General features: G+C 70.8%; 21 protein-coding genes. 4 read left to right on the forward strand and 17 right to left on the reverse strand.

Annotated elements, in window-relative coordinates:
- Positions 1-18: 18 nt before the first annotated feature.
- The 8 genes from secG to uvrC form a co-directional block, all read right to left on the reverse strand.
- Positions 19-255, reverse strand: coding sequence for a preprotein translocase subunit SecG (secG, locus tag ABD224_RS03410; protein WP_344046569.1), 237 nt, complete (start codon positions 253-255; stop codon positions 19-21).
- A 118-nt stretch (positions 256-373) separates the two neighbouring features.
- A complete protein-coding gene (tpiA, locus tag ABD224_RS03415) occupies positions 374-1,150 on the reverse strand; it encodes a triose-phosphate isomerase (protein ID WP_344046572.1) in 777 nt (258 codons plus the stop codon).
- A gap of 6 nt (positions 1,151-1,156) precedes the next feature.
- Positions 1,157-2,368 (reverse strand): phosphoglycerate kinase, encoded by a 1,212-nt coding sequence (locus tag ABD224_RS03420; protein ID WP_344046574.1) that lies wholly within the window; start codon positions 2,366-2,368, stop codon positions 1,157-1,159.
- A 174-nt stretch (positions 2,369-2,542) separates the two neighbouring features.
- The gene (gene gap, locus ABD224_RS03425; protein WP_344046576.1) at positions 2,543-3,550 is read right to left on the reverse strand and encodes a type I glyceraldehyde-3-phosphate dehydrogenase; all 1,008 of its coding nucleotides are present in this window, start codon (positions 3,548-3,550) and stop codon (positions 2,543-2,545) included.
- A gap of 537 nt (positions 3,551-4,087) precedes the next feature.
- Positions 4,088-5,077 (reverse strand): DNA-binding protein WhiA, encoded by a 990-nt coding sequence (gene whiA / locus ABD224_RS03430; protein WP_344046578.1) that lies wholly within the window; start codon positions 5,075-5,077, stop codon positions 4,088-4,090.
- Positions 5,068-6,165, reverse strand: a complete 1,098-nt coding sequence (locus ABD224_RS03435; RefSeq protein ID WP_344046580.1) for a gluconeogenesis factor YvcK family protein — start codon at positions 6,163-6,165, stop codon at positions 5,068-5,070. Before ABD224_RS03435 ends, whiA begins: the two co-directional genes overlap by 10 nt.
- A complete protein-coding gene (rapZ, locus tag ABD224_RS03440; RefSeq protein WP_344046582.1) occupies positions 6,162-7,184 on the reverse strand; it encodes an RNase adapter RapZ in 1,023 nt (340 codons plus the stop codon). The genes ABD224_RS03435 and rapZ overlap by 4 nt, the downstream gene beginning before the upstream one ends.
- Positions 7,181-9,250 carry an excinuclease ABC subunit UvrC gene (gene uvrC / locus ABD224_RS03445; protein WP_344046584.1) on the reverse strand — a complete coding sequence of 690 codons (2,070 nt, stop codon included), beginning with the start codon at positions 9,248-9,250 and terminating at the stop codon, positions 7,181-7,183. The genes rapZ and uvrC overlap by 4 nt, the downstream gene beginning before the upstream one ends.
- Positions 9,251-9,558: 308 nt before the next feature.
- Between uvrC and ABD224_RS03450 the strand changes: the two genes are divergently transcribed.
- Positions 9,559-10,506 carry a hypothetical protein gene (locus ABD224_RS03450; protein WP_344046586.1) on the forward strand — a complete coding sequence of 316 codons (948 nt, stop codon included), beginning with the start codon at positions 9,559-9,561 and terminating at the stop codon, positions 10,504-10,506.
- A 25-nt stretch (positions 10,507-10,531) separates the two neighbouring features.
- Here the strand turns inward: ABD224_RS03450 and ABD224_RS03455 are convergent, their stop codons facing one another.
- Complete coding sequence (locus tag ABD224_RS03455) at positions 10,532-10,960, reverse strand: Rieske (2Fe-2S) protein (protein WP_344046588.1); 429 nt, start codon at positions 10,958-10,960, stop codon at positions 10,532-10,534.
- Between the two features lie 165 nt (positions 10,961-11,125).
- Between ABD224_RS03455 and ABD224_RS03460 the strand changes: the two genes are divergently transcribed.
- A complete protein-coding gene (locus tag ABD224_RS03460; protein WP_344046590.1) occupies positions 11,126-12,034 on the forward strand; it encodes a carbohydrate kinase family protein in 909 nt (302 codons plus the stop codon).
- 42 nt (positions 12,035-12,076) lie between these two features.
- On the opposite strand, the gene uvrA is transcribed toward ABD224_RS03460, so the two are convergent.
- Positions 12,077-15,016: an excinuclease ABC subunit UvrA gene (uvrA, locus tag ABD224_RS03465; RefSeq protein WP_344046592.1), complete on the reverse strand. Its 2,940-nt coding sequence runs from the start codon at positions 15,014-15,016 to the stop codon at positions 12,077-12,079.
- Between the two features lie 233 nt (positions 15,017-15,249).
- On the opposite strand from uvrA, the gene ABD224_RS03470 reads away from it, so the two are divergent.
- Positions 15,250-15,936 carry a maleylpyruvate isomerase family mycothiol-dependent enzyme gene (locus tag ABD224_RS03470; protein ID WP_344046594.1) on the forward strand — a complete coding sequence of 229 codons (687 nt, stop codon included), beginning with the start codon at positions 15,250-15,252 and terminating at the stop codon, positions 15,934-15,936.
- 80 nt (positions 15,937-16,016) lie between these two features.
- Complete coding sequence (locus ABD224_RS03475; RefSeq protein ID WP_344046596.1) at positions 16,017-16,673, forward strand: MBL fold metallo-hydrolase; 657 nt, start codon at positions 16,017-16,019, stop codon at positions 16,671-16,673.
- Between the two features lie 69 nt (positions 16,674-16,742).
- Here ABD224_RS03475 and aroQ read toward each other — a convergent pair whose 3' ends face one another.
- The 7 genes from aroQ to ABD224_RS03510 form a co-directional block, all read right to left on the reverse strand.
- Entirely contained in the window at positions 16,743-17,225 is a 483-nt protein-coding gene (gene aroQ / locus ABD224_RS03480) for a type II 3-dehydroquinate dehydratase (RefSeq protein ID WP_344046598.1), read from the reverse strand.
- 66 nt (positions 17,226-17,291) lie between these two features.
- On the reverse strand, positions 17,292-18,392 hold the full coding sequence (locus ABD224_RS03485; RefSeq protein ID WP_344046735.1) for a calcium:cation antiporter: 1,101 nt from the start codon (positions 18,390-18,392) through the stop codon (positions 17,292-17,294).
- 67 nt (positions 18,393-18,459) lie between these two features.
- The gene (locus ABD224_RS03490; RefSeq protein WP_344046600.1) at positions 18,460-19,458 is read right to left on the reverse strand and encodes a TerC family protein; all 999 of its coding nucleotides are present in this window, start codon (positions 19,456-19,458) and stop codon (positions 18,460-18,462) included.
- A 285-nt stretch (positions 19,459-19,743) separates the two neighbouring features.
- On the reverse strand, positions 19,744-21,840 hold the full coding sequence (locus ABD224_RS03495; protein ID WP_344046602.1) for a TerD family protein: 2,097 nt from the start codon (positions 21,838-21,840) through the stop codon (positions 19,744-19,746).
- 26 nt (positions 21,841-21,866) lie between these two features.
- The gene (locus tag ABD224_RS03500) at positions 21,867-22,445 is read right to left on the reverse strand and encodes a TerD family protein (RefSeq protein ID WP_344046604.1); all 579 of its coding nucleotides are present in this window, start codon (positions 22,443-22,445) and stop codon (positions 21,867-21,869) included.
- A gap of 174 nt (positions 22,446-22,619) precedes the next feature.
- Positions 22,620-24,791, reverse strand: coding sequence for an excinuclease ABC subunit UvrB (gene uvrB, locus ABD224_RS03505; RefSeq protein WP_344046606.1), 2,172 nt, complete (start codon positions 24,789-24,791; stop codon positions 22,620-22,622).
- 40 nt (positions 24,792-24,831) lie between these two features.
- Positions 24,832-25,725, reverse strand: a complete 894-nt coding sequence (locus tag ABD224_RS03510) for an MHYT domain-containing protein (protein ID WP_344046608.1) — start codon at positions 25,723-25,725, stop codon at positions 24,832-24,834.
- Positions 25,726-25,902 lie beyond the last annotated feature (177 nt).

Below are 25,902 nucleotides of genomic sequence, written 5' to 3' on the forward strand. Positions count from 1 at the left end.
ATTCTGTGGGGCGGTTGTTCAGTTGCCCGTCTTCATCAGAATGCCGAGCACCACGATGCATGCCACCCACAGCAGCCCGACCGCCACGGTGATGCGGTCGAGGTTGCGCTCGGCGACCGAGGAGCCGCCGACGGAGGACTGGACGCCACCACCGAACATGTCGGAGAGGCCGCCGCCCTTCCCCTTGTGCATCAGCACCAGCAGCATCAGCAGCAGGCTGAAGAAGATCAGGAGGATCGAGAACACCAAAACCACGGCCGGACCAACTTCCCCGGATTCGGACGGACGACGGGGGCACGGCGGTCACCGTGCCCCCGCAAGAGTACGACGGATCGCCGCTGCCGCATACTCACGGCCCGGCTCACCGCCTCGCTCACTGCTCGTGAAAACGCACGATCCTGACGAACTCGTCCGCGTCCAGCGAGGCACCGCCGACCAGGGCGCCGTCGATGTCGGGCTGCGCCATGATCTCGGCGACGTTGCCCGACTTGACGGAGCCGCCGTACTGGATGCGGACCTGGTCGGCGACCTCCTGCGAGTACAGCTCGGCGATCTTGCCGCGGATGGCGGCGCAGACCTCCTGGGCGTCGTCGGCACCGCAGACCTTGCCGGTGCCGATGGCCCAGACGGGCTCGTAGGCGATCACGAGGTTCCCGGCCTGTCCGGCCGGGATGTCCTTCAGGCCGGCCTCGACCTGGGCGAGCGTGTGCGAGACGTGGTTGCCCTCCTCGCGGACCTCCAGTTCCTCGCCGACGCACAGGATCGGGGTCATGCCGTGCTTGTAGACGGCCTTGATCTTGGCGTTCACGAGCTCGTCGGTCTCGTTGTGGTACTGCCTGCGCTCGGAGTGCCCGACCAGGACGTAGGTGCACCGGAGCTTGGCCAGCATCGGACCGGAGACCTCGCCGGTGTAGGCGCCGGAGTCGTGCCGTGAGATGTCCTGGGCACCGTACTTGATCTTGAGTTCGTCGGCCTCGACCAGGGTCTGCACGGAGCGCAGATCGGTGAAGGGCGGCAGAACGGCGACCTCGACGGCCTCGTAGTCCTTGTCGGCCAGGGCGAAGGCGAGCTTCTGGACGTGCGTGAGAGCCTCGAGGTGGTTGAGGTTCATCTTCCAGTTGCCCGCCATCAGCGGCGTGCGCGTGCTCATGCGGTGTCAGTCCTCCAGTGCGGCGAGGCCGGGGAGCGTCTTGCCCTCGAGGTATTCGAGGGAGGCGCCGCCTCCGGTCGAGATGTGGCCGAATGCCGACTCGTCGAAGCCCAGCGTACGGACGGCCGCGGCGGAGTCGCCGCCGCCCACGACGGTGAAACCGCCGGAGTCGGCCAGGGCCTGGGCGACCGCCTTGGTGCCCTCGGCGAAGTCGGGGTGCTCGAAGACGCCCATCGGGCCGTTCCAGAAGACGGTGGCGGCGTCGGCGAGCTTCGAGGCGTACAGCTTGCGGGTCTCGGGGCCGATGTCCAGGCCCTCCTGGTCGGCCGGAATGGCGTCCACGGACACCGCGGTGGGGTGGGCCGGGGCCTTGGTCCTCAGATCCGGGAAGCCGGACGCGACCATCGTGTCCACGGGCAGGACCAGCTCGACGCCGGTCTTCTCGGCGCGCTCGATGTACTCCCTCACGGCCGGGAGCTGGTCCTCCTGCAGCAGGGACTTGCCGACCTCGTATCCCTGGGCCTTGAGGAAGGTGTACGCCATGCCGCCGCCGATGAGCAGCCGGTCGGCCTTGCCGAGCAGCCGGTCGATGACGGCGAGCTTGTCGGAGACCTTGGCACCGCCGAGCACGACGGCATAGGGCCGCCGGACGTCCTCGGTGAGCTTCTTCAGGACGCCGACCTCGGTGGCGATGAGGTGGCCGGCGTAGTGCGGCAGACGGGCCGGGAGGTCGTAGACGGAGGCGTGCTTGCGGTGCACGGCGCCGAAGCCGTCGCCGACGTAGACGTCCGCGAGCGCGGCGAGCCGGTCGGCGAACTCGCCGCGCTCGGTGTCGTCCTTGGAGGTCTCGCCGGGGTTGAAGCGCAGGTTCTCGATGACCGCGACCTGTCCGGGCCGAAGGCCGTCCACGACCCCGCGGGCGGCGGGGCCGACGGTGTCCTCGGCGAACGCCACCGGGGTGCCGAGGAGTTCGCCGAGCCGCTCGGCGGCGGGCCGCAGGGAGAACGCCGGGTCCGGGGCGCCCTTGGGGCGGCCCAGGTGGGAGGCCACGACCACCTTGGCGCCCGCGTCGGCGAGCGCCTTGACGGTGGGCAGTACGGCGCGGATGCGGCCGTCGTCGGTGATGACGCCGTCGGCCAGCGGCACATTGAGGTCGGCGCGGACGAAGACCCGCTTGCCGTCCACGCCTTCGGAGAGAAGTTCGTCGATCGTCTTCATGATTCGGACTCCTGGAAAGGGGCTCTTGATCGTACGAGGGCCGGCCGCCCGGCACGCGGGCCGGTCCGGTTCCCGCGGGCGGGTCCCGCCGTGCGTACGTGCGTCAGGGCCCGGGCGACGCGGCGTGCGCGCTGCCCGAGCCCTGATGTCACATCGACGTGCCCGCTCTGGCGATCAGAGCTGGTTGCCGACGAAGACCGTCAGGTCGACGAGACGGTTGGAGTAGCCCCACTCGTTGTCGTACCAGCCGACGACCTTCACCTGCTTGCCGTCCTGAACCATCGTCAGGGAGGAGTCGAAGGTGCAGGACGCCGGCGCGTTGACGATGTCGGAGGAGACGATCGGGTCCTCGGTGTACTCGAGGATGCCCTTCAGCTCGCCCTCGGCGGCCTTCTGGAAGGCGGCGTTGACCTCTTCCTTGGTGACCTCGCGGGAGAGCTCCACGACGAGGTCGGTGACGGAACCGGTGGGCACCGGGACGCGCATGGCGATGCCGTCCAGCTTGCCCTTGAGCTGCGGCAGCACCAGGGCGGTGGCCTTGGCGGCGCCGGTGGTGGTGGGAATGATGTTCTGCGCGGCGGCACGAGCGCGGCGCAGGTCCTTGTGCGGGAAGTCCAGGATGCGCTGGTCGTTCGTGTACGCGTGCACAGTGGTCATCAGGCCCTTGACGATGCCGAAGTTCTCGTCGAGGACCTTCGCCATCGGCGCCACGCAGTTGGTGGTGCAGGAGGCGTTGGAGATGACGTGGTGGTCGGCGGCGTCGTACGTCTCGTGGTTGACGCCCATGACGATGGTGACGTCCTCGTTCTTCGCCGGGGCGGAGATGATGACCTTCTTGGCGCCGCCGGCGAGGTGCTTCTCGGCGTCTTCCTTCTTGGTGAAGATGCCGGTGGACTCGATGACGATGTCGACCCCGAGCTCGCCCCACGGGATGTCGGCGGGGTTGCGCTCGGACAGCACCTTGATGGTGTGACCGTCGACGGTGATGGAGTCCTGGGTGTGCGTGACCTCCTGCTTGAGGCGGCCGAGGATGGTGTCGTACTTCAGCAGGTGAGCGGTGGTCGCGGTGTCACCCAGGTCGTTGACAGCCACGACCTCAATGTCTGCACCCTGCTCCAGCAGCGCGCGGAAGTAGTTACGGCCGATGCGGCCAAAACCATTGATGCCTACGCGGATCGTCACGAACCGATCTCCTCGTTGGTACGCCGGTTTCGACACCGGCGAGCTGTATGGGATGTCCCCGACCACCTCCGACCCTACCGCTCCGAGACCCCCTCGGTGACATCAAGGCGGCACAGTGTCCTATACCCGCCGGTAGCCTTGCGGCCCCTTCGGTTCGGGCGCCCGGATCATCCGGATTTCATGCGGTTTTCTCATACCAATTGCCCCTGTTGATCACTCATCCGCGCCCCCGCGGGCTCACTTGTGAAACCGGGCATTTCGGGCGCTCACAAGTCCGGCATATCCCCTGTCCGAGGGCTGCCGTCACCGGGGTGCCGACGGCCGCCGGCCGGTCGTCACAGCACCCCTCACCGCACCCCTCACCGCGCCTCTCGCAGCGCCCCGGGCGCACCGGCGGGACGCCTGCGGACAGGGGGACGGGGCGCGGCCCGCACCCGCCTCCCGGCCGGAGGCGGGTGCGGACACGGAGCGCGCGCAACGAGAACGCGGCCGGCCCCGGAGGGCAGGCCGCGTCCCGGTCCCACGGCGCCGGCCGGGTCAGCCGGCCAGGTTGTCCGCCAGGTCCTCCGTGAGGTTGGCCTCGGTGCCCGGGATGCCGAGGTCCGCGGCGCGCTTGTCCGCCATGGCGAGAAGACGGCGGATGCGGCCCGCGACCGCGTCCTTGGTCAGCGGGGGGTCGGCGAGAGCGCCGAGCTCCTCCAGGGACGCCTGCTTGTGCTCCATGCGCAGACGTCCCGCGGCGGCGAGGTGCTCGGGGACGTCGTCGCCGAGGATCTCCAGGGCGCGCTGCACCCGGGCCCCGGCCGCGACGGCCGCGCGGGCCGAGCGGCGCAGGTTGGCGTCGTCGAAGTTGGCGAGGCGGTTGGCCGTGGCACGGACCTCGCGGCGCATCCGCCGCTCCTCCCAGGCCAGCACGGACTCATGGGCGCCCAGACGGGTCAGCAGGGCGCCGATCGCGTCGCCGTCGCGGACGACGACCCGGTCGACGCCGCGCACCTCGCGGGCCTTCGCCCCGATGGACAGCCGGCGGGCGGCACCGACCAGGGCGAGTGCGGCCTCCGGGCCGGGGCAGGTCACCTCCAGGGAGGAGGACCGGCCCGGCTCGGTGAGCGAGCCATGGGCCAGGAACGCCCCGCGCCAGGCGGCCTCGGCGTCGCAGGTCGCCCCCGACACCACCTGCGGCGGCAGGCCGCGGATCGGGCGGCCCCGCCCGTCGACCAGCCCGGTCTGGCGGGCCAGTTGGTCACCGCCCGCGACGACGCGCACCACATAGCGCGAGCCGCGCCGCAGCCCGCCCGGCGCCATCACGATCAGCTCGGAGCTGTGGCCGAAGATCTCCAGGACGTCCCGTTTCAGACGCCGTGCCGCCATGGCGGTGTCCAGCTCCGCCTCGATCACGATGCGCCCACTGACCAGGTGAAGGCCGCCGGCGAACCGCAGAACGGCGGAGACCTCCGCCTTTCTGCAGCAGGTCCGGGTGACGGGTAGCCGGGAGATCTCGTCCTTCACCGCTGCCGTCATCGCCATGGGCCGATCCTTCCATGCATCCGAAAAATACGGTCGTACGCGGCGGCCAGCAGCTCCGGGTCGTGCCGCGGAGTTCCGTCCCTCCGGGCCACCGGCGCGAGTTCGACCGCGGCGCCCAGTCGCTCGGCGGCCTCGCTGAGCCCTTCGCGGTCGGGCACGGCGGCCTCGTCGGCCAGCACCACGTCCAGGGCGAGTTTAGGGGCGTGTCGTCCCAAAACCTCCAAATGACGCTGCGGGGAGAAGCCCTCGGTTTCCCCCGGTTGCGGCGCGAGGTTCAGCGACAGCACCCGCCGCGCCTTGGTCTCGGTGAGCGCGTCGCGCAGCTCCGGCACCAGCAGGTGCGGGATGACCGACGAGAACCAGGAGCCGGGCCCGAGCACCACCCAGTCCGCGTCCAGGACCGCCTCCACCGCCTCCGGCACGGCGGGCGGGTCGTTCGGCACGAGGTGCACGGACTGCACCTCCCCCGGGGTGAGCGCGACCGTGGCCTGCCCGCGGACGAGGCCGACCTCCTCGGGCCGCCGCGGATCGTGCCCCTTGACCAGTGCCTGCAGCTCCAGGGGCACGGCCGACATGGGCAGCACGCGCCCGTGGGCGCCCAGCAGCTTGCCCACCAGGTCCAGTGCCTGCACATGGTCGCCGAGCTGCTCCCACAGGGCGACGATCAGCAGATTGCCCACCGCGTGGTCGTGCAGATCGCCCTGCGAGGTGAAGCGGTGCTGGATGACCCGGGCCCAGGTCTGGCCCCACTCGTCGTCACCGCACAGCGCGGCCAGCGCCTTGCGCAGGTCGCCGGGCGGCAGCACCCCCAGTTCGTCGCGCAGGCGCCCGCTGGAGCCGCCGTCGTCGGCCACGGTGACGACGGCGGTCAGATCGCCGGTGATCCGGCGCAGTGCGGCGAGCGAGGCGGACAGACCCATGCCGCCGCCGAGGGCGACCACCTTGGGCTGGGTCCCGCGCCGGCGCGCCCGCGCGCCCCGGGCCTCCACGGTGCGCCCCGCGTGTGCACCGGTCGCCCGGCGCACCGCACGCCCCCCTGGTACCACCCGGCGCAGTCCGCTCAGCCGCGGAGTACCTCTTTTGTTCACTCGCGCCCCACGTCCCGGTGGACGACGACGGTCTCCACGTCCTCGGCCGCGAGCCGCGCGGCCAGCTTCTCGGCCATGGCCACCGAGCGGTGCTTGCCGCCCGTGCAGCCGATGGCGATGGTCACGTACCGCTTGCCCTCGCGGCGGTAGCCGGCCGCGATCAGCCGCAGCAGCTCGGAGTAGCGGTCGAGGAACTCCTTGGCGCCGGGCTGGTTGAAGACATACGTGGCGACCTCCTCGTTCAGCCCGGTGTACGGGCGCAGCTCGGGCACCCAGTGCGGGTTGGGCAGAAACCGCATGTCCGCGACCAGGTCGGCGTCGACCGGCAGGCCGTACTTGAAGCCGAACGACATCACCGTGGCCCGCAGCTCGGGCTCCTCCTCACCGGCGAACTGGGCGTCCATCTTGGCGCGCAGCTCGTGCACGTTGAGGCCGGAGGTGTCGATCACCAGGTCGGCGTCGCCGCGCAGCTCCCGCAGCAGTTCCCGCTCGGCGGCGATGCCGTCGACGATACGGCCGTCGCCCTGGAGCGGATGGGGGCGGCGCACCGACTCGAAGCGGCGCACCAGGGCCTCGTCGGAGGACTCCAGGAAGACGATCCGCCGTGTGACGTTCTTGGCGTCCAGGTCGGCCAGGGACTCGCGCAGGGCGTCGAAGAAGCGGCGGCCGCGGACGTCGACGACGACCGCGATACGGGCCACGTTGCCCTGCGAACGGGCGCCGAGCTCCACCATCGTGGTGATCAGCGCCGGTGGCAGGTTGTCGACGACGAACCAGCCGAGGTCCTCCAGGCACTTGGCGGCCGTGGACCGGCCGGCCCCGGACATGCCGGTGATGATCACCAGCTCGGGAATGGCCGTGTCGGGGAGACCGGCCGTGTCGATGCTCACCTGTTCTCCGTCTTCCTTGGCTTCCTGGGCTTCCTTGGCTTCCTGGGCCGCGTGCCGCTGCTCGGCACGGGTCTCCTCGTGGGTCTGATCCTTCTCGGCGTTCTGCCGTCGTGCCTCGTGCTCGGTCATGTCTCCTGCCCCCGTCGGTCGTCCGGGACGCCCGTGGTCGCGGGCTCCCTCGCGCCGCTCGCCCCCGCCTCGAGCGGCACTTCCTCCACGTCTTCCATGATCTCTCCCGTCGCCGTGTTGACGGCGGGGGCGGCCGGGGCCGCCTGGGCGAGGGCCGCGGCGATCGTCTCGGCCGTCTTGCGGCCTATGCCGGGTACCTCGCAGATCTGGTCGATTGTCGCGGACCGCAGCCGCTTCACCGAGCCGAAATGCTTGATCAGCGCCTGTTTGCGCGTCTCGCCCAGGCCGGGTACCTCGTCCAGGGGACCGGACCTCAGGCGCTTGGCCCGCCGGGTGCGCTGGTAGGCGATCGCGAACCGGTGGGCCTCGTCGCGCACCCGCTGCAGCAGGTACAGGCCCTCGCTGCTGCGGGGCAGGACCACCGGATCGTCCTCACCGGGCAGCCACACCTCCTCCAGGCGCTTGGCCAGCCCGCACACGGCGATGTCGTCGATGCCGAGCTCGTCCAGGGCCCGCTGGGCGGCGGCGACCTGGGGCCGGCCGCCGTCGACGACGACGAGCTGCGGCGGATAGGCGAAACGCCTGGGGCGTCCGTCGTCCTCGGTGAGCGCGCCCGGCGAGCCGTCGGCGCGGGCGCCCTCGCCGTCGGCCCACCCCCCGCTCCTCTCCTGCTCGGCGAGGTACCGCTTGAAGCGGCGGCTGATCACCTCGTGCATGGAGCGGACGTCGTCCTGGCCGGCGAAGCCCTTGATCCTGAAGCGGCGGTACTCGCTCTTGCGCTGCAGACCGTCCTCGAAGACGACCATGGAGGCCACCACGTCGTCGCCCTGGAGGTGGGAGATGTCGTAGCACTCGATCCGCAGAGGGGCGCTGTCCAGGCCGAGGGCCTCGGCGATCTCCTCCAGGGCACGTGAGCGCGTGGTCAGGTCCGAGGCACGTCTGGTCTTGTGCAGGGCGAGCGCCTGCCGGGCGTTGCGCCGCACGGTCTCCAGCAGGTCCTTCTTGTCGCCGCGCTGCGGGACCCGCAGCGAGACGTTCGCCCCGCGGCGGCCGGTGAGCCACTGCTGGACCGGCCCGGCCGGGTCGGGCAGGGCCGAGACCAGGACCTCCCTGGGTACGGCGTCCCCGCTCTCCTCGCCGTACAGCTGCTGCAGGGCGTGCTCGACGAGGGCGCCGGTGGTGACGTCCTCCACCTTGTCGGTCACCCAGCCGCGCTGGCCGCGCACACGCCCGCCGCGCACATGGAAGATCTGCACGGCGGCCTCCAGCTCGTCCTCCGCGACGGCGACGAGGTCGGCGTCGGTGGCGTCGGCGAGCACGACCGCGTTCTTCTCCATGGCCGTGCGCAGGGCCTCGATGTCGTCGCGCAGACGGGCGGCCCGCTCGTACTCCAGCGCCTCGGCCGCCTCGGTCATCTCCTTCTCCAGGCGGCGCAGGTGCGCGCCCGTGCGGCCGGCCATGAAGTCGCAGAACTCCTCGGCCAGCTTCCGGTGCTCCTCGGCGGAGATCCGGCCGACGCAGGGCGCGGAGCACTTGCCGATGTAGCCGAGCAGGCAGGGACGGCCGGTGCGGGCGGCGTTCTTGAAGACACCGGCCGAGCAGGTGCGCACCGGGAAGACGCGCAGCAGCAGGTCGACGGTGTCGCGGATGGCCCACGCGTGCGCGTACGGCCCGAAGTAGCGCACGCCCTTCTTCTTGTGGCCGCGCATCACCTGCGCCCGCGGGAACTCCTCGTTCATCGTCACCGCGAGATACGGATAGCTCTTGTCGTCGCGGTACTTGACGTTGAACCGGGGGGCGAACTCCTTGATCCAGGAGTACTCCAGCTGCAGCGCCTCGACCTCCGTGGACACCACGGTCCACTCCACGGACGCGGCCGTGGTGACCATGGTCCGGGTGCGCGGATGGAGGTTCGCCAGGTCCTGGAAGTAGTTCGCCAGGCGCTGGCGCAGACTCTTCGCCTTTCCGACGTAGATCACCCGGCGGTGCTCGTCACGGAATTTGTAGACCCCGGGAGAGTCCGGGATGTCTCCCGGTCTGGGGCGGTAGCTGGAGGGGTCGGCCATGTCTCACACCCTACTGTCGCGCGCCGGCACGGCGGTGGGCCTCCAGCTCCGTCCCCTTCCCGGCGCCTTCCGGCCCGCTTCGGGCGGGGTGCGCACATGGCCGGGAGTACGCGTCCGGCTGTCTGAAGTGTTGTCGGGACTTGATCCACACGCTTCAATGCGGGGGGAACTCGGGGCCGTCGACGGCGGCGCACGGAAGTGCGTACGGGGGCGTCTTCTGTTGTGCCCGCGCGCGGGGGTGGTGGCCCCGGGGGACCCGTGTGAACGGTCCCGACCAGCCGTCCGCACCCTCACAGAAAGGTCCGTGCATGGCGTACGCCCCGCAGCAGGCGGACACCACGGCCGCCGAACTGGACGCGGCCCTGCGCGGCGGCCCCTTCCATGTGGCGCTGCGCGCCGCGATCGCCGCCCGTGGACTGCCCCTGCAGCGCGTGCAGCACCACCTGTCGCGCTACGGGGTCAGGGTGGGGGTCACCAGTCTGAGCTACTGGCAGCAGGGCGCGCGGCGTCCGCAGCGGCCGGAGTCGCTGCGGGCCGTACGGGCCCTGGAGGAGATCCTGCGACTGCCGGACGAGTCGCTGATCCGGCTGCTGGCCGAGAGCGAGGAACGTCCGGGCCCCCGGCGGCCCGGTGCGCGCTCCTACCGTTCCCTCATGGAGGCGTCGGACGTGCTGCGCGGGCTGCTGGCCGAACTGGGCTGCCCGCACGGCAGCGGTCTGCACACCCTGGTCCACCACGAGCGGGTGCGGATCGGGGCGCGCCGGGAGCTGGCCGAGCGCGAGTCCCAGTACGTCGTGCGCGCGCACCGGGACGGTGTGGACCGCTTCGTGGCCGTCCACCACGGCGACCCGGGGTGCGTGCCGGGTCGGATGACCGTGCATGCCCTGGAGAACTGCCGTACGGGGCGGGTACGGCGGCACCACGGCACCGGGGTGCTGGTGGCCGAGCTGCTCTTCGACACCCGGCTGCGGGCCGGTGACACGTTCCTGTTCCGGTACCGCGTCGAGGACGGCACCGCCGGGGTGGCGCGCGAGTGCTTCCGGGAGTTCGACTCGGCCGGCGGGCAGTACGTCCTTCAGGTGCGGTTCGGCACCGACGCCCTGCCCGTGCGCTGCCACCGGTTCACCCAGGCCTCGGTGGTGGCCCCGCGCGGCGGCCGCCAGGAGCTGCCGGTGAGCGCGCGGCACCGCTCGGTCCACCTCGTGGAGGCGCGGGTGCGGTCGGGGATCGTGGGGATCGGCTGGGACTGGGAGTGAGCGGGCCGGGGACGGCGGCCCGCCGTCAGGCCTCGGGTCCGACGACGATCTTGCCGCCCTCCACCCGTACGGGCACCTCGGGCAGCGGGACGGAGGCCGGGGACCGCGTCACCTGCCCGGTGGTGGCGTCGAACTCGCTGCCGTGGCAGGGACAGATCAGCTTCGTCCCCTCGAGCTTGTTGATCACGCACTGCGCGTGCGTGCACAGCGCGCTGTACGCCTTCAGAGTGCCGTCGTCGCCCCGGCTGACCACCACTTTGTGGTCCCAGTAGAGCTTGGCGCCGCCCTTGGGTATCTCGCTCTCGGCGCCGAGGGTGACCGGTGCGGTGGGCGTGGGGGCAGAGTAGGAGCCGGTGCCGTCCGGTCCGCAGGCGGTGAGCCCGAGCGCGGCGACAGGGGTGAGGGCCGCTCCCCGAAGGACGGTACGGCGACTCGCGGCAGGACGGCCGGACATGAAAGTCCTCCACTGGTCGGAAAGCCGGACGGCTCGACGATACCCACCGGCCCGGCACCAGCAGGAACGGGGGGTGGGGGCCCTGTGCCGGCACATGGACCCGGCATTTACCTCCGGCGCGGAATGGGATAACTTCCCGCCCGAACTGCCGAAAGGAACCGACTCGTGATCGTTGTCGCCGGTGAAGCCCTGATCGACCTGGTACCGCGGGGCACGGGTGCCCTCGCGGATCTCAAACCGGCGCTCGGCGGCGGCCCGTACAACACGGCCGTCGCGCTCGGCCGCCTCGGTTCCCGTACCGCCTTCTGCTCCCGTCTGTCGTACGACGCCTTCGGTGAGGCACTGCTCGACGGGCTGCGGCGGGCCGGGGTGGACGTCTCGGGTGTGCAGCGCGGCAGCGAGCCGACCACGCTGGCGGTCGCCACGGTCGGCGCCGACGGCTCGGCCGGATACTCGTTCTACGTCGACGGCACCGCCGACCGCCTGTTCACCGCGCCCGCCGAGCTGCCCGCCGGGACCCGTGCGGTGTCCTTCGGCACCTGCTCACTGGTCCTGGAGCCGGGGGCGAGCGCGTACGAGGAGCTGATGCGGAAGGCGGCCGGGCAGGGCGTGTTCACCGCGCTGGACCCGAACATCCGGCCCGGTCTGATCGGGGACGCGGACGCCTACCGGGCGCGTTTCGCCGGCTGGCTGCCCTCGGTGTCGCTGCTGAAGCTGTCCGAGGAGGACGCACGGTGGCTGGGCGGCACCCCGCGCGAGTGGCTGGCCGCCGGGCCGTCGGCCGTGGTGATCACGCACGGGGGCGACGGGCTCACCGCCTACACCAAGGACGGCGAGTACTCCGTGCCGGGCGAGAAGGTCGAGGTCGTGGACACCATCGGCGCGGGCGACACCGTGAACGCGGCGCTGCTGCACGCCCTGTCCGTGCGCGACGCCCTCTCCCCGGAGGGCATGGCCAGGCTGGGTGCCTCGGGCTGGACGGGGCTGCTGCGGTTCGCGGCCCGCGCGGCGGCCGTCACCTGCTCGCGCGCGGGCGCGGAGCCGCCGTACGCGTCGGAGGTCGGCGAGCCGTAGGCAGCCCCCGGGCCGGCACGGCAGCCCCGTCCGGGCGGTGGCTCAGGCGCCGCGGGCCCGGGCCGCCCTCCGGGCGGCCGGAACCTTCCCGGCCGCCGTGCCGCCGCCGGCCCCGGGTGAGGACGCGGCGTCGCTGATGCTGTCCGGCCGCAGGATCTCGCGCAGGAACTTCCCGGTGTGGCTGGCGGGGACGCCGGCCACCTGCTCGGGCGTGCCCTCGGCGACGACCCGGCCGCCGCCGGCGCCGCCCTCCGGGCCCATGTCGATGATCCAGTCGGCGGTCTTGATCACGTCGAGGTTGTGCTCGATGACGATGACCGTGTTGCCCTTGTCGACCAGGCCGGACAGCACCTTGAGCAGCTTGTTGATGTCCTCGAAGTGCAGACCGGTGGTGGGCTCGTCCAGGACGTAGACGGTGCGGCCGGTGGAGCGGCGCTGCAGCTCGCTGGCGAGCTTCACACGCTGTGCCTCACCGCCGGACAGGGTGGTCGCGGACTGGCCGAGCCGGACGTAGCCGAGGCCGACGTCGTTGAGCGTCCTCAGGTGACGGGAGATCGCCGGGACGGCCTCGAAGAAGTGCAGGGCCTCCTCGATCGGCATGTTCAGCACATCGGCGATGGACTTGCCCTTGTAGTGGACCTCCAGGGTCTCCCGGTTGTACCGGGCGCCGTGGCAGACCTCGCACGGGACGTAGACGTCCGGGAGGAAGTTCATCTCGATCTTGATCGTGCCGTCGCCCGCGCAGTTCTCGCAGCGGCCGCCCTTGACGTTGAAGGAGAAGCGGCCGGGCAGGTAGCCGCGGACCTTCGCCTCGGTGGTCTCGGCGAACAGCCTGCGGATGTGGTCGAACACCCCGGTGTAGGTCGCCGGGTTGGACCGCGGGGTGCGGCCGATGGGCGACTGGTCGACGTGCACCACCTTGTCGACGAGGTCGTCGCCCTCCACCCGCGTGTGCCGGCCGGGCACGTTCCGCGCGCCGTTGAGCTCGCGGGCCAGGTGGGTGTAGAGGATGTCGTTGACCAGGGTGGACTTGCCGGAGCCGGAGACGCCGGTGACGGCCGTGAACACGCCCAGCGGGAAGGACACGTCGATGTCCTTGAGGTTGTTCTCGCGGGCGCCGCGCACGACGAGCTGCCGGGCGGGGTCGCGGGGACGCCGGACCTCGGGCACCGGGATGGACTTCCTGCCCGACAGGTACTGGCCGGTCTGCGACTCGGTGTTCGCCAGCAGCTCCTTCAGGGGGCCGCTGTGCACGACCCTGCCGCCGTGCTCGCCCGCTCCGGGGCCGATGTCGACGATCCAGTCGGCGGTCTTGATGGTGTCCTCGTCGTGCTCGACGACGATGAGCGTGTTGCCCATGTCGCGCAGCCGGACCAGAGTCTCGATCAGCCGGTGGTTGTCGCGCTGGTGCAGTCCGATGGACGGCTCGTCCAGGACGTACAGCACGCCGACGAGGCCGGAGCCAATCTGAGTGGCCAGGCGGATGCGCTGGGCCTCGCCGCCGGAGAGCGTGCCGGCCGCGCGGTTGAGGGAGAGGTAGTCCAGACCGACGTCGACCAGGAACCGCAGCCGCTCGTTGACCTCCTTGAGCACACGCTCGGCGATCTTCTTCTCCCGGGCGTCCAGCTTCAGCTCGCGCAGGAAGTCGGCGCAGTCGCTGATCGACATCGCGGAGATCTCGGCGATCGACTTGCCCATGAGCGTGACCGCGAGGACGGCCGGCTTCAGCCGTGTGCCCTTGCAGCCGGGGCAGGGCACCTCGCGCATGTAGCCCTCGAAGCGCTCGCGGCTCGTGTCGCTCTCGGCCTCGCTGTGGCGGCGCTTGACGAACGGTACGGCGCCCTCGAAGGGCGTGGTGTAGACGCGCTCGCGCCCGTACCGGTTGCGGTAGCGGACCTCGATCTGCGTCTTGTGCCCGTACAGCAGGGCCTTCTTGGCGCGCTGCGGCAGGCCCGCGAAGGGGATGTCGGTGCGGAAGCCGAGGGCGTCGGCGAGGGCGCCGATCAGCCGGCCGAAGTACTCCTTGGTGTGCCCGTGCGACCAGGGGTGGATGGCGCCCTCGTCGAGGGTCTTCTCCTCGTCGGGGACGATCAGCTCCGGGTCGACCTCCATGCGCGTGCCGATGCCGGTGCACTCGGGGCAGGCGCCGAAGGGCGAGTTGAAGGAGAAGGAGCGTGGCTCCAGCTCCTCGAAGGACAGGTCGTCGTACGGGCAGTACAGGTGCTCGGAGTACATGCGCTCGCGCTCGGGGTCGTCCTCGGGCAGGTCGACGAAGTCGAGCACGACCATGCCGCCCGAGAGGCCGAGCGCGGTCTCGACGGAGTCGGTCAGGCGGCGCTTGGCGCTGTCCTTCACGGTGAGGCGGTCGACGACCACCTCGATGGTGTGCTTCTCCTGCTTCTTCAGCGTGGGCGGGTGGGCGAGCTGGACGATCTCGCCGTCCACGCGCGCGCGGGAGTAGCCCTTGGCCTGGAGGTCGGCGAAGAGATCGACGAACTCGCCCTTGCGCTCGCGCACCAGCGGCGAGAGCACCTGGAAGCGGCTTCCCTCCGGCAGCTCCAGGACCTTGTCGACGATGGCCTGCGGCGACTGGCGGGAGATCGGGCGGCCGCACTCCGGGCAGTGCGGCTTGCCGATGCGGGCGTAGAGCAGGCGCAGGTAGTCGTAGACCTCGGTGATGGTGCCGACCGTCGAGCGCGGGTTGCGCGAGGTCGACTTCTGGTCGATGGAGACCGCCGGGGACAGGCCCTCGATGAAGTCGACGTCCGGCTTGTCCATCTGGCCGAGGAACTGGCGGGCGTACGAGGAGAGCGACTCCACGTAGCGCCGCTGGCCCTCGGCGAAGATGGTGTCGAAGGCCAGGGAGGACTTGCCCGATCCGGACAGGCCCGTGAAGACGATGAGCGAGTCCCGGGGCAGGTCGAGCGAGACGTTCTTCAGGTTGTGCTCACGTGCACCACGGACGATGAGACGGTCGGCCACGCCGGTCCGCACCTTTCTTGAGAGAAGTGACAGGGGCGGGGCCCCCGCGTTCCTCAGACTAGGGGGAGCCACTGACAACGCCGGGCGGGATTCCCGGATGCGCCCGGACATTCAACGATCCCGGATGCTCCAGCATGCCCGATGCCGCACCCGACTTTATAGGACGTGCATTCGATTTACGGGTACGGTTCGCCGTCTTCACCCGATGGTGTGACGCGGCTAAGGTCGGCGTCATGATTGATCACGTACGCGACCTGGCATCCGTACAGGACGCAACCGAGCGGCTGCTGACCGCGGTCGCCCTCCTGGACGACGCGGCTGTGACCGACCCCTCACGGCTGCCCGGCTGGACCCGGGGCCATGTCCTGGCCCATCTGGCCCGCAACGCGGACGCCCTGGTGAACGTGCTCGAGGGGCGCCCCATGTACGCCTCCGCCGAGGCCCGGGACGCCGACATCGAGCGGGGCGCCCCGCGTCCCCTTCAGGCGCAGCTCGCCGACGTGCGCGAGAGCGCGGCCCGGCTGCAGCGGGTGGCGGCCGAGCCCGCGGACTGGTCCCGCACCGTGGAGCTGCGCAACGGCGTCACCGACTCCGCCTCCCGGGTGCCGTTCCGGCGCTGGGTGGAGGTGGAGCTCCACCATGTGGACCTGGGGATCGGCTACGAGCTGGAGGACCTGCCGGACGAGTTCGTCGAGCGGGAGATCGAGTTCCTGGCCCAGCGGTTCACCGGGCACCCGGAGGTGCCGTACACCCGGCTGACGGACGGCACCCGCACCTGGGAGACCGGCCGGAAGGCGGAGAAGCCCGCCGTCACCGTCACAGGGGGACGGGCGGACCTGCTCGGCTGGCTCGCGGGGCGCCGCGACGGATCCGCCCTGAAGGTGACGGACGGCGCGCTGCCGGCCCTGCCCCCGCTGTAGCCGCGCACTCGCTCCGGCGGCCTTGCCCGCCGCTGCAGCCGCGCACGCCCCCGGGCCGCTCCCGCTATAGGCTGACGACCATGACGTACAGCGGAGAGGTGACGGTCGGCGGCCCGGCGGACGTGCGCGAGCTGAAGGACCTGATGATCACCAAGATCGCGGTCGGTCCGATGGACAACAACGCCTATCTGCTGCGCTGCCGCGCCACGGACGAGCAGCTGCTGATCGACGCGGCGAACGACGCGCACACCCTGCTCGGCATGATCGGCGACGACGGCATCGCCTCGGTCGTCACCACGCACCGGCACGCGGACCACTGGCAGGCACTGGCGGAGGTCGTGGAGGCCACGGGCGCACGCACCCATGCGGGCCGGGAGGACGCCGAGGGCATCCCCGTACCGACCGACGTCCTCGTCGACGACGGCGACACGATCCGGGTGGGGCAGGTGGAGCTGACCGCGCGTCGCCTCGTCGGTCACACCCCGGGCTCGATCGTGCTGATCTACGACGACCCGCACGGGCATCCGCATGTGTTCACCGGGGACTGCCTCTTCCCCGGCGGGGTGGGGAACACCCACAACGACCCGAAGGCGTTCGCGAGCCTCATCCACGACGTCGAGACGAAGATCTTCGACGTGCTCCCGGACGAGACGTGGGTGTACCCGGGCCACGGCAAGGACACCACGCTGGGCGCGGAACGCCCGCACCTTCCGGAGTGGCACGAGCGCGGCTGGTGAGCCGGCACACGGACGCCCCGCGCCCCGGCTCTCTTCGCATGCCTCCGGCCGCTCGCTCCGGTGCGCGGTCTACGCGTCCGCCCGCCCCGCGCCGACCAGGGCCGCCACCCGCTCCACCGCGAAGGCGTACCCCTGCACCCCGCACCCGGCGATGACGCCGTCGGCGCGCAGCGAGACATAGGAGTGGTGCCGGAACGGCTCGCGCTGGTGGACGTTGGAGATGTGGACCTCCACCACCGGCATCCCGTCGCAGGTGTTGAGGGCATCCAGGATCGCCACGGAGGTGTGCGAGTAGGCGGCGGGGTTGATGACGATTCCGCAGTGGTTCTGCCGGGCCTCGTGGATCCAGTCGACCAGTTCCCCCTCGTGGTTGGACTGGCGGAAGTCGACCGTGCCGCCGTGCGCGGCCGCCGTCCTGGCGCACAGCGCCTCCACGTCCGCGAGGGTGTCGGAGCCGTAGATCTCCGGCTGGCGCTGCCCCAGGAGGTTCAGATTGGGCCCGTTGAGAACCATGATGGGCGCGGTCGCGAGGGTGCGGGTGGAGCGGCTCATGTCGGGCCTCCGGTGAGATCGACGCTTCATCGGAGATCTATCACGGAGCAGCGAGGGCGCGGGGGCTCAGGGGGTGACCGCCAGTTCCAGATAGGCGGCCAGCAGCACCAGATGGACACCGCCCTGCAGAGGGGTGGCCCGGCCCGGGACCACGGTGAGGGTGCCGACGATGAGGGTCAGGGCGAGCAGCACCATGTGCGTGGCGCTGAGGCCCAGGATCAGCGATCCGGGCAGCCAGATCGACGCGATCGCCACCGTGGGGATGGTGAGGCCGATACTGGCCATCGCCGAGCCGAGCCCGAGATTGAGGCTGATCTGCACCCTGTCGCGGCGGGCGGCGCGCAGCGCGGCGATCGTCTCCGGCAGCAGGATGAGCATCGCGATGAGCACACCCACCACGGAGTGCGGCATTCCGGCGGTCTGGATGGCGCCTTCGATGGCGGGCGACACGCCCTTGGCCAGTCCGACGACACCCACGAGCGCCATGCAGAGCAGGAACAGGCTGGCGAAGGCGACCCGGGTGGTGGGCCGTTCGATGTGGTCCTCGCCGTCGATGACCTCGCCCTGACGGGTCAGAGGGAGGAAGTACGAGCGGTGGCGCACGGTCTGGGTCGCGACGAACAGGCAGTAGAGCACCAGGGAGGCCAGCGCGGCGAAGATGAGCTGGGCCGGGGAGTACTCCGGTCCGGGCTTGCTGGTGGTGAAGGTCGGCAGCACCAGGCAGAGGGTGGCCAGGGTGGCGACCGTCGCGAGGGCCGCGCCGGAGCCCTCGGGGTTGAAGACGGCGACTCTGTGCCGCAGTGAGCCCACGAGCAGGCTCAGACCGACGATGCCGTTGACGGTGATCATCACCGCGGCGAACACGGTGTCGCGGGCGAGCGTGGCGCTCTTGGGACCGCCGTCCAGCATCAGGGTCACGATGAGCGCGACCTCGATGACCGTGACGGCGACCGCGAGGATGAGGGACCCGAAGGGTTCACCGACCCGGTGGGCCACCACTTCGGCGTGATGCACGGCGGCCAGGACCGAGCCCGCGAGGACCACCGTCACCAGTGCGACGCCCCAGCCCGGCAGAGAACGCTGCCAGGTGAAGACCAGGAGGACCACCGCGAGCACCGGCACGATGATCGTCCACGCCCCGGTGAGGGCTTTGAGCCGCGTGATCACGGTTCGATCCTCGCAGGGCTCCGGGTCCTTCGCATGCTCGATGAGCACTCGTGCGTCGTCCTGGTGATCAAGCATTCACACGGTCCTTCGCGTCGTGGTTCTCGGACACCTCCTCCGCCTCGGCCCGCTTCCTGGAGGCGATCAGGCTGGTGACCGTGGTGACGGCCAGAACGCCGCAGATCACGCTCAAGGAGACCGGGATGCCGATCTCCGGAACGCCGGCGCCGGACTCGTGCAGCGCGTGCAGCGTCAGTTTGACGCCGATGAAGCCGAGGATCACCGACAGTCCGTAGGACAGGTGGACCAGCTTCTTCAGCAGGCCGCCCATCAGGAAGTACAGCTGCCTGAGCCCCATCAGGGCGAAGGCGTTGGCGGTGAAGACGATGTACGGGTCCTGAGTGAGGCCGAAGATCGCGGGAATGGAGTCGAGGGCGAACAGAATGTCGGTCGTGCCGATGGCCAGCATCACGACCAGCATGGGCGTCATCACACGCTTGCCGTTCTGCTGGATCCACAGCCTGGTTCCGTGATAGCGGTCGGCCACGCCGAAGCGGCGCTCGGCCGCCTTGAGCAGCTTGCTCTCCTCGAATTCGTCCTCGCCGTCCTTCTTGGAACGGGCCTCCTGGACGAGCTTCCAGGCGGTCCAGATCAGGAAGGCCCCGAAGAGGTAGAACACCCACGAGAAGTTCGCGATGATCGCGGCTCCGGCGGCGATGAAGACGGCCCTCAGCACCAGGGCGATGAGGATGCCGGCCAGCAGCACCCGCTGCTGGTACCTCGACGGCACGGCGAACTTCGCCATGATCAGGACGAAGACGAAGAGGTTGTCGACGCTCAGCGACTTCTCGGTGATGAAGCCCGCGAAGAACTCGCCCGCCGGGCGTCCTCCGGCGAAGAAGAGCAGGCCGAGGCCGAAGAGACAGGCCAGGGCGACCCAGACGAAGGTCCAGATGCCGGCTTCCTTGACCGACACGTCATGGGGCCTGCGGCCGACGAGGAAGTCGACCAGGATCAGGGCGGCCAGACCCATGACGGTCAGGGCCCACAGGGTGAGAGAAATTTCCACGGTGCCTCCGGCAGGTGCGTCGCTTGCAAATAACTGGCGTCCTACTGCCGGAGGTCTCTTCCACCCGTGCGGCCGGGCGCGCAAGGCGCCGGGACCCAGCGGGCCGACGCCCCGGGATCCGCTCGGATCCGTACTGACGGGGACGTCGCTACAGACAGGGAATACTCCCCTCCGTACGAAGAAACCGTAACCGATCCACCAAAGAAAGGTAAAGACGTAGGGCGGAAAAGCCTCAGAACCCCAGCTCAGAAGGCTTTACCGTTCCTTGGTCATCTTGCGTCACGGTCAACGGTTCCCGTCACGGCAGGCGGCACCGACCTGGGTGAGCACCAGGAAGAGCACCCGGCTGCCCCGCGGCACCACCGGCGGCTCGTACGTCCAGGCGTGCCCGACCCAGGGGTCGGCGAGGTGGTCGTCGGGCACCGGGGTCAATCGCAACAGGGAACGCCACAGCGGGTCGAGCAAAGGGCCGTAGGCGGCGGCGTCCTCGCGGTCGGCGACCATCATCAGGTGGACGCCCACGGCCGGGCCCTCGTCGGCGAGATAGCGCAGCCGGGTCACGGCGCGGTCGTCGAATCCGTGCGGGAAGTCGTTGACGATCAGCAGCTGCTCGGAGGTGTCGAAGCCGGGCGGCAGCGCATCGAAGGCACCCCCGCGCACGGCCATCTGCATCAGGTCGACCCGCCGGGTGAGCCGGCCCAGGACGTCCGCGACCCCGGCGGGGCCGGCCGCGGGCGGTCCCGCGAGCACCCCCGCCTGCACCAGGGGCGCGAGCGCCTGCGCTCCGGTTCCGGCCGGGTCGACCACATGGACACCGAACTCGCCGGGCGGGTGGACGGCGAGCAGCCGGGCCGCGTGGGCCACGGCCGTCTCCATCGCCAGACGGCGCCTTTCGTCCTTGTCCGCGACGTCCGTGAAGTCCGCGGCGTCCGCGAACCCCGGGAACTCCGGGAACTCCGGGAACGAGCCGTCGGACACCGACGGCCGACGGCCGCTGTCGATCCACAGTCCGCGCTGCAACGGCAGCCGGACCAGCAGGGGGATGCGCAGGGACGGGTTCTCCGGCAGATACAGGTCCCCGAGGCGTACGGCCATCGGCCTCTGCGCCGGCACCCGGTAGCCGTGCCAGACCGGGTTGTCCCAGCGCGCGTACGCCGGTGGCAGCGCCGGTTCGACGACCTCGGACTCGGCGGCGAGCTGGGCCAGGTCGCGGTCGAGGACCGCCCTGGCCTGGTCGACGAGCTGCGTGTACCGGGCACGGGCCGCCTCCCGGGCGGCCTCGGCCCGCCCGTCGGCACGGCTGCGCGGGTCGGCCAGCGCCTGGTCGATCTCCTTCTCCAGCCGTGACTCGGCGAAGTCCACGGCACTGCGATAGGCGGCCGTGGTCCGGGCCAGGTCCTCGAACATGCCCCACACCTGGTTGTAGAGCCGTTCCTCCATGGACCACCCGTTCGCGTCCCCGGCAACGGGCTGCGCGGGCGCGGCCGGCGGCGGCGCGGTCTGCCGTCGTGGATGGCGGTAGTCGATCGGACCTCCTGTGGAAGCCGGGGTGGCCGGGGCACCGGAGCCGTCCGGCCGGGCCGACTGGGCCGGCTGGGCCGGCTGGGTCGACTGGGTCGACTGGGCCGGCTGGGAGGCTCCGTGGCCCGGGGAGGCCACCGGGCCGGTCCGTTCCGGGCCCACGGCCGGTGCCGGGGACTGGCGGAGAGGAGTGCCGTCCGCCGTGCGCGGAGCAACGGCCGGCCGGTCCGGACTCATGCCCTGGGCCGGCGTCCGGCGGGAAGGAACGCCGGGCCGTGTGCGTGAAGGAGGAGGCGCCACGGAACGGGCCAGGCCCCGGGCCACCGCCTCCTCCACGGCGGCCGCCAGACGGTGGGGCTCGGACAGGTGCCGGTCGGCGAGGAGGTCGGGCAGGCCGCCGGCGTAGCCCTGGCCCACCGCGCGTACTTTCCAGGCGCCCTGCCGGCGGTAGAGCTCCAGGGCGATCACGGCGGACTCCGTGTCCAGGCCGATGATCGTGTAGCTGGCGAGTTCGGTGCCGTCCAGGGCCGTGACGGCGACGAAGGGGGCGGGAACCGCGCCGAAGCGGGTCGGACCGCCGCCCGCGACGGGCAGGACGAGCAGGATCTCGACGCGGTGCACCGCCTCGGGCAGGGCGGCCAGGTCGACGGCGAGCCGGTGGTGGGCGGCGGCCTGACGGGAGACCTCCAGGCCGGGCAGCGCGGGGGCGCCGGGGTGGGCCACCCACTCGGCGCCCCGCACCCTGCCGCCGGTGTCGCTGAGCGTGGCCGCGGCCACGACCGGGCTGCCGGCCGAGATCCGGATCTCCAGGCGGGCTTCGGAAAGCGCGTGGTTCTGTCCCCGCACCAGCTCGGCCGTCATCGCCTTCGCCCCCCGGTGTCGTGTGCTTACAGATGCGGCAGGATGACCGGGATCAGATCCTGGAAGGTCCGGCCGTTGGCGGGAATGCCGAGAGCCGTCATCGTCCAGGCGCCGCCCACGCGGTGCACCTTCGCCATGATCTGGGCGGTGTAGTTGCCCCCGCCCGCGAGGGTGTAGCGGGCGAGCTCCTGGCCGTTGGTCTCGTCGACCAGGCGGCAGAAGGCGTTCTGCACCTCCTGGAACGTCTGGCCCGTGAAGGAGTTCACGGTGAAGACGATCTGGTCGATGTGGACCGGTACACGCTGCAGGTCCACGAGGATCGCCTCGTCGTCGCCGCCCTGGCCGGCGCCGCCGACCAGGTTGTCGCCGGTGTGCCGCACCGAGCCGTCGTCGCTCACCAGGTGCCGGAAGAAGACGACGTCGACGGGCTGCTTGTCGGCGAACAGCACGGCGGAGGCGTCGAGGTCGATCTCGCGTGTGCGCGAGCCGAACAGGCCGCGGCGAGGCGCCGCCTGCCAGCCGAGTCCCATGCGGACCGCGGTCAGGCTGCCCCCGTCACCCTTCTGCAGACTGATGGCCTGACCCTTGGTCAAGTTGACGGTCACGGCTGCTTCCCCTCTCGAACGGCTCCCCTGGCGCCGCGGGTCCTGCGGCTTCCCGGGAAGCCTATGCACAGGCGCGGACGCCGTCGCACGCCGATCCGCGTTTTGTGGCGGTCTTGCAACACAGCGCATCCGGTCCGCGCCCCTGCGGCACCTCCGTCACCGCACGACGCGTGGTCAGGCCAGGCCCGCCTCCTGCATCTGGCGCAGTTCCTTCTTCATCTCCGCGACCTCGTCCCGCAGCCGGGCCGCGATCTCGAACTGCAGATCGGCCGCGGCGGCACGCATCCGCGCCGTCATCTCCTCGATCTGCTCGGCGAGTTCGGCCGCCGGCCGGTCGGTGGGCACCTTCTCCTTCGCCTTGCCCCGGGCGGACGCGGCCGGCCCGGCGGCGCCCTTCGCTCCCTTCCCCTTTCCGGTTCCCTTTCCGGCGGATGCCGGTACGGGAGTCCTCGTGCCCCTGCCGTCCTTCTTGCCCTTGCGGTATCCGGTGCCGAGCAGCTGCTCGGTGTCGATCTCCTCGCGGGCGATCTGCGCGACGATGTCGTTGATCTTCTTGCGCAGCGGCTGCGGGTCGATGCCGTGGGCCTTGTTGTACGCGATCTGCTTCTCCCGGCGGCGGTTGGTCTCCTCGATGGCCTTCTCCATCGCCGGGGTGATCTTGTCGGCGTACATGTGGACCTCGCCGGAGACATTGCGCGCGGCGCGGCCGATGGTCTGGATGAGCGAGGTGCCCGAGCGCAGGAAGCCCTCCTTGTCGGCGTCGAGGATCGCCACCAGGGACACCTCGGGCAGGTCCAGGCCCTCGCGCAGCAGGTTGATGCCGACCAGGACGTCGTACTCGCCGCTGCGCAGTTCGCGCAGCAGCTCGACCCGGCGCAGGGTGTCGACGTCGCTGTGCAGATAGCGCACCTGGATGCCGAGTTCCTGGAAGTAGTCGGTCAGGTCCTCGGCCATCTTCTTGGTGAGCGTGGTGACCAGGACCCGTTCGTCCTTCTCCACGCGCTTGCGGATCTCGTGCACCAGGTCGTCGATCTGTCCCTCGGTGGGCTTGACGACGACCTGGGGGTCGACCAGGCCGGTGGGACGGATGATCTGCTCGACCTGGCCGCGGGAACGCGACAGCTCGTACGGCCCGGGGGTCGCCGACAGGTACACCGTCTGGCCGATGCGCTCCTGGAACTCCTCCCACTTCAGCGGCCGGTTGTCCAGGGCGGAGGGAAGCCGGAAGCCGTGTTCGACGAGGGTGCGCTTGCGGGAGGCGTCGCCCTCGTACATCGCGCCGATCTGGGGGACGGTGACATGCGACTCGTCGATGACGAGCAGGAAGTCCTCGGGGAAGTAGTCCAGCAGCGTGTGGGGCGGGGTGCCCGGCGCGCGGCCGTCGAAGTGCAGCGAGTAGTTCTCCACACCGGAGCAGGTGCCGATCTGGCGGAGCATCTCGATGTCGTACGTGGTGCGCATGCGCAGCCGCTGGGCCTCCAGCAGCTTGCCCTGCCTCTCCAGCTCGGCCAGGCGCTCGGCCAGCTCCTTCTCGATGCCGTTGATCGCCCGCTCCATGCGTTCGGGGCCGGCGATGTAGTGCGAGGCCGGGAAGACGTAGAGCTGCTGCTCGTCGCTGACGATCTCGCCGGTGACCGGGTGGAGCGTGGACAGCGCCTCGATCTCGTCGCCGAACATCTCGATGCGGACGGCCAGCTCCTCGTAGACCGGGAAGATCTCGACGGTGTCGCCGCGCACCCGGAAGGTGCCGCGGGTGAAGGACACGTCGTTGCGCGTGTACTGGATGTCCACGAAGCGGCGCAGCAGTTCGTCCCGGTCGATCTCCTCGCCGACCCGGAGCGGGACCATGCGGTCCACGTACTCCTGCGGGGTGCCCAGGCCGTAGATGCAGGAGACGGAGGCGACCACGACGACGTCGCGGCGGGTGAGCAGCGCGTTGGTCGCGGAATGGCGCAGTCGCTCGACCTCCTCGTTGATCGAGGAGTCCTTCTCGATGTAGGTGTCCGACTGGGGGACGTAGGCCTCGGGCTGGTAGTAGTCGTAGTACGAGACGAAGTACTCGACCGCGTTGTGCGGCAGGAGTTCGCGGAACTCGTTGGCCAGCTGGGCGGCCAGGGTCTTGTTGGGCGCCATGACGAGGGTCGGGCGCTGGAGCTTCTCGATCATCCACGCGGTGGTGGCGGACTTGCCGGTGCCGGTGGCGCCGAGCAGGACGACGTCCTTCTCGCCCGCCTGGATGCGCCGGACGAGTTCGTCGATGGCCTGTGGCTGGTCGCCGCTGGGCTGGTAGGGGCTGACGACCTCGAAGGGTGCCACCGTGCGTTCGATGTGAGAGACGGGCCGCATGGCATCCACCGTACGACCCCCCGCTGACAACGGGCGCCGGTCAGCGGTTCTGCGGTGTGCGGAAGCGTTCCCGGGCCGGACCGCGGCGCGGGGCGCGGGCCGGGACACGGCGGCTGCGGGACAGCGGACGGCGGGCGGTGTGAAAGACGTGCTCGCCGGCCGGGACGCCCGGCTTGCGCTCGGCGGGGATCCGGGCGGGCCCGCCCGCGGCCGTCCGGTGGCCAAGCAGGACGACGGCGCCGGCGAGCAGCAGGAAGGAGAGCGGGCCGGCCAGCATCGGCCCGAGCAGGGCGGCCGGTGACTCACCGGCGACGGAGGTGCCGCCGGTGCCGTGCAGGTGGACGCTGACGGCGGCCATGCCGGTGTAGTGCATGCCGCTGACGGCGAGGCCCATGACCAGGCTCGCGCCGACGGTCCACAGCGGTCCCCTGCCCTGTCCGGCCGCCCAGAGGGCGGTGGTGGCGGCGACGACGCCGATGACGACGGAGGCGGCGACGGTGAGGGTGTCGTACTCCAGGGTGCCGTTGAGCCGCATCGCCACCATGCCCAGGTAGTGCATGGTGGCGATGCCCAGACCGGTGATCGTGCCCCCGGTGAACAGCGCGGAGCCGGTCGCCCCCCGGTAGCCGACGATGAAGATCCCCACACCCACCATGGCGACGGCCGCGGCCAGGCTCGTGTACGTCGCCGTCCGGTCGTAGTGGACGGGTGTCTCCTCGACGGTGAAGCCGATCATCGCCACGAAGTGCGCGGTCCATATGCCGGAGCCGGTGGCCGCCGAGGCCAGGGCGAGCCAGCCAGGACGCCAGGAGCCCGCGACCAGCAGGGCACGGGTGGTGCAGTGCAGGCCGAGAGCTCCGCCCAGGCAGGCCATGAGGCAGGCCACCACCGGGGTGACGAGCCCGTAGCTGAATCCGTCGACCGTGCCGTGCATGTGCGGATGCCCTTCCGCCTTCCCGCGTCCCGGAATGCCTTGATACGCCCCCGTCCAGGACCGCCGCGCGGTCAGGGCTGACGCGAGAGTACGACTCCCCCGGACCGGCCGAACGGTTCTGCGGCAAAGAAACACGGCCTCGCCGCAGATGTGTGCCAACGGTGGGCACACAGAAGT

Source organism: Streptomyces thermoalcalitolerans (genome assembly GCF_039525155.1).
In the GTDB taxonomy this organism is placed as follows: Bacteria; Actinomycetota; Actinomycetes; order Streptomycetales; family Streptomycetaceae; genus Streptomyces; species Streptomyces thermovulgaris.

What these genes read in the sequence shown, in the direction of transcription:
- tpiA (WP_344046572.1), bottom strand. Translation starts at nt 1,150, where the DNA reads ATGAGCACGCGCACGCCGCTGATGGCGGGCAACTGGAAGATGAACCTC.
- ABD224_RS03420 (WP_344046574.1), bottom strand. Translation starts at nt 2,368, where the DNA reads ATGAAGACGATCGACGAACTTCTCTCCGAAGGCGTGGACGGCAAGCGG.
- whiA (WP_344046578.1), bottom strand. Translation starts at nt 5,077, where the DNA reads ATGGCGATGACGGCAGCGGTGAAGGACGAGATCTCCCGGCTACCCGTC.
- rapZ (WP_344046582.1), bottom strand. Translation starts at nt 7,184, where the DNA reads ATGACCGAGCACGAGGCACGACGGCAGAACGCCGAGAAGGATCAGACC.
- uvrC (WP_344046584.1), bottom strand. Translation starts at nt 9,250, where the DNA reads ATGGCCGACCCCTCCAGCTACCGCCCCAGACCGGGAGACATCCCGGAC.
- ABD224_RS03450 (WP_344046586.1), top strand. Translation starts at nt 9,559, where the DNA reads ATGGCGTACGCCCCGCAGCAGGCGGACACCACGGCCGCCGAACTGGAC.
- ABD224_RS03455 (WP_344046588.1), bottom strand. Translation starts at nt 10,960, where the DNA reads ATGTCCGGCCGTCCTGCCGCGAGTCGCCGTACCGTCCTTCGGGGAGCG.
- ABD224_RS03470 (WP_344046594.1), top strand. Translation starts at nt 15,250, where the DNA reads ATGATTGATCACGTACGCGACCTGGCATCCGTACAGGACGCAACCGAG.
- ABD224_RS03475 (WP_344046596.1), top strand. Translation starts at nt 16,017, where the DNA reads ATGACGTACAGCGGAGAGGTGACGGTCGGCGGCCCGGCGGACGTGCGC.
- aroQ (WP_344046598.1), bottom strand. Translation starts at nt 17,225, where the DNA reads ATGAGCCGCTCCACCCGCACCCTCGCGACCGCGCCCATCATGGTTCTC.
- ABD224_RS03495 (WP_344046602.1), bottom strand. Translation starts at nt 21,840, where the DNA reads ATGACGGCCGAGCTGGTGCGGGGACAGAACCACGCGCTTTCCGAAGCC.
- uvrB (WP_344046606.1), bottom strand. Translation starts at nt 24,791, where the DNA reads ATGCGGCCCGTCTCTCACATCGAACGCACGGTGGCACCCTTCGAGGTC.
- ABD224_RS03510 (WP_344046608.1), bottom strand. Translation starts at nt 25,725, where the DNA reads ATGCACGGCACGGTCGACGGATTCAGCTACGGGCTCGTCACCCCGGTG.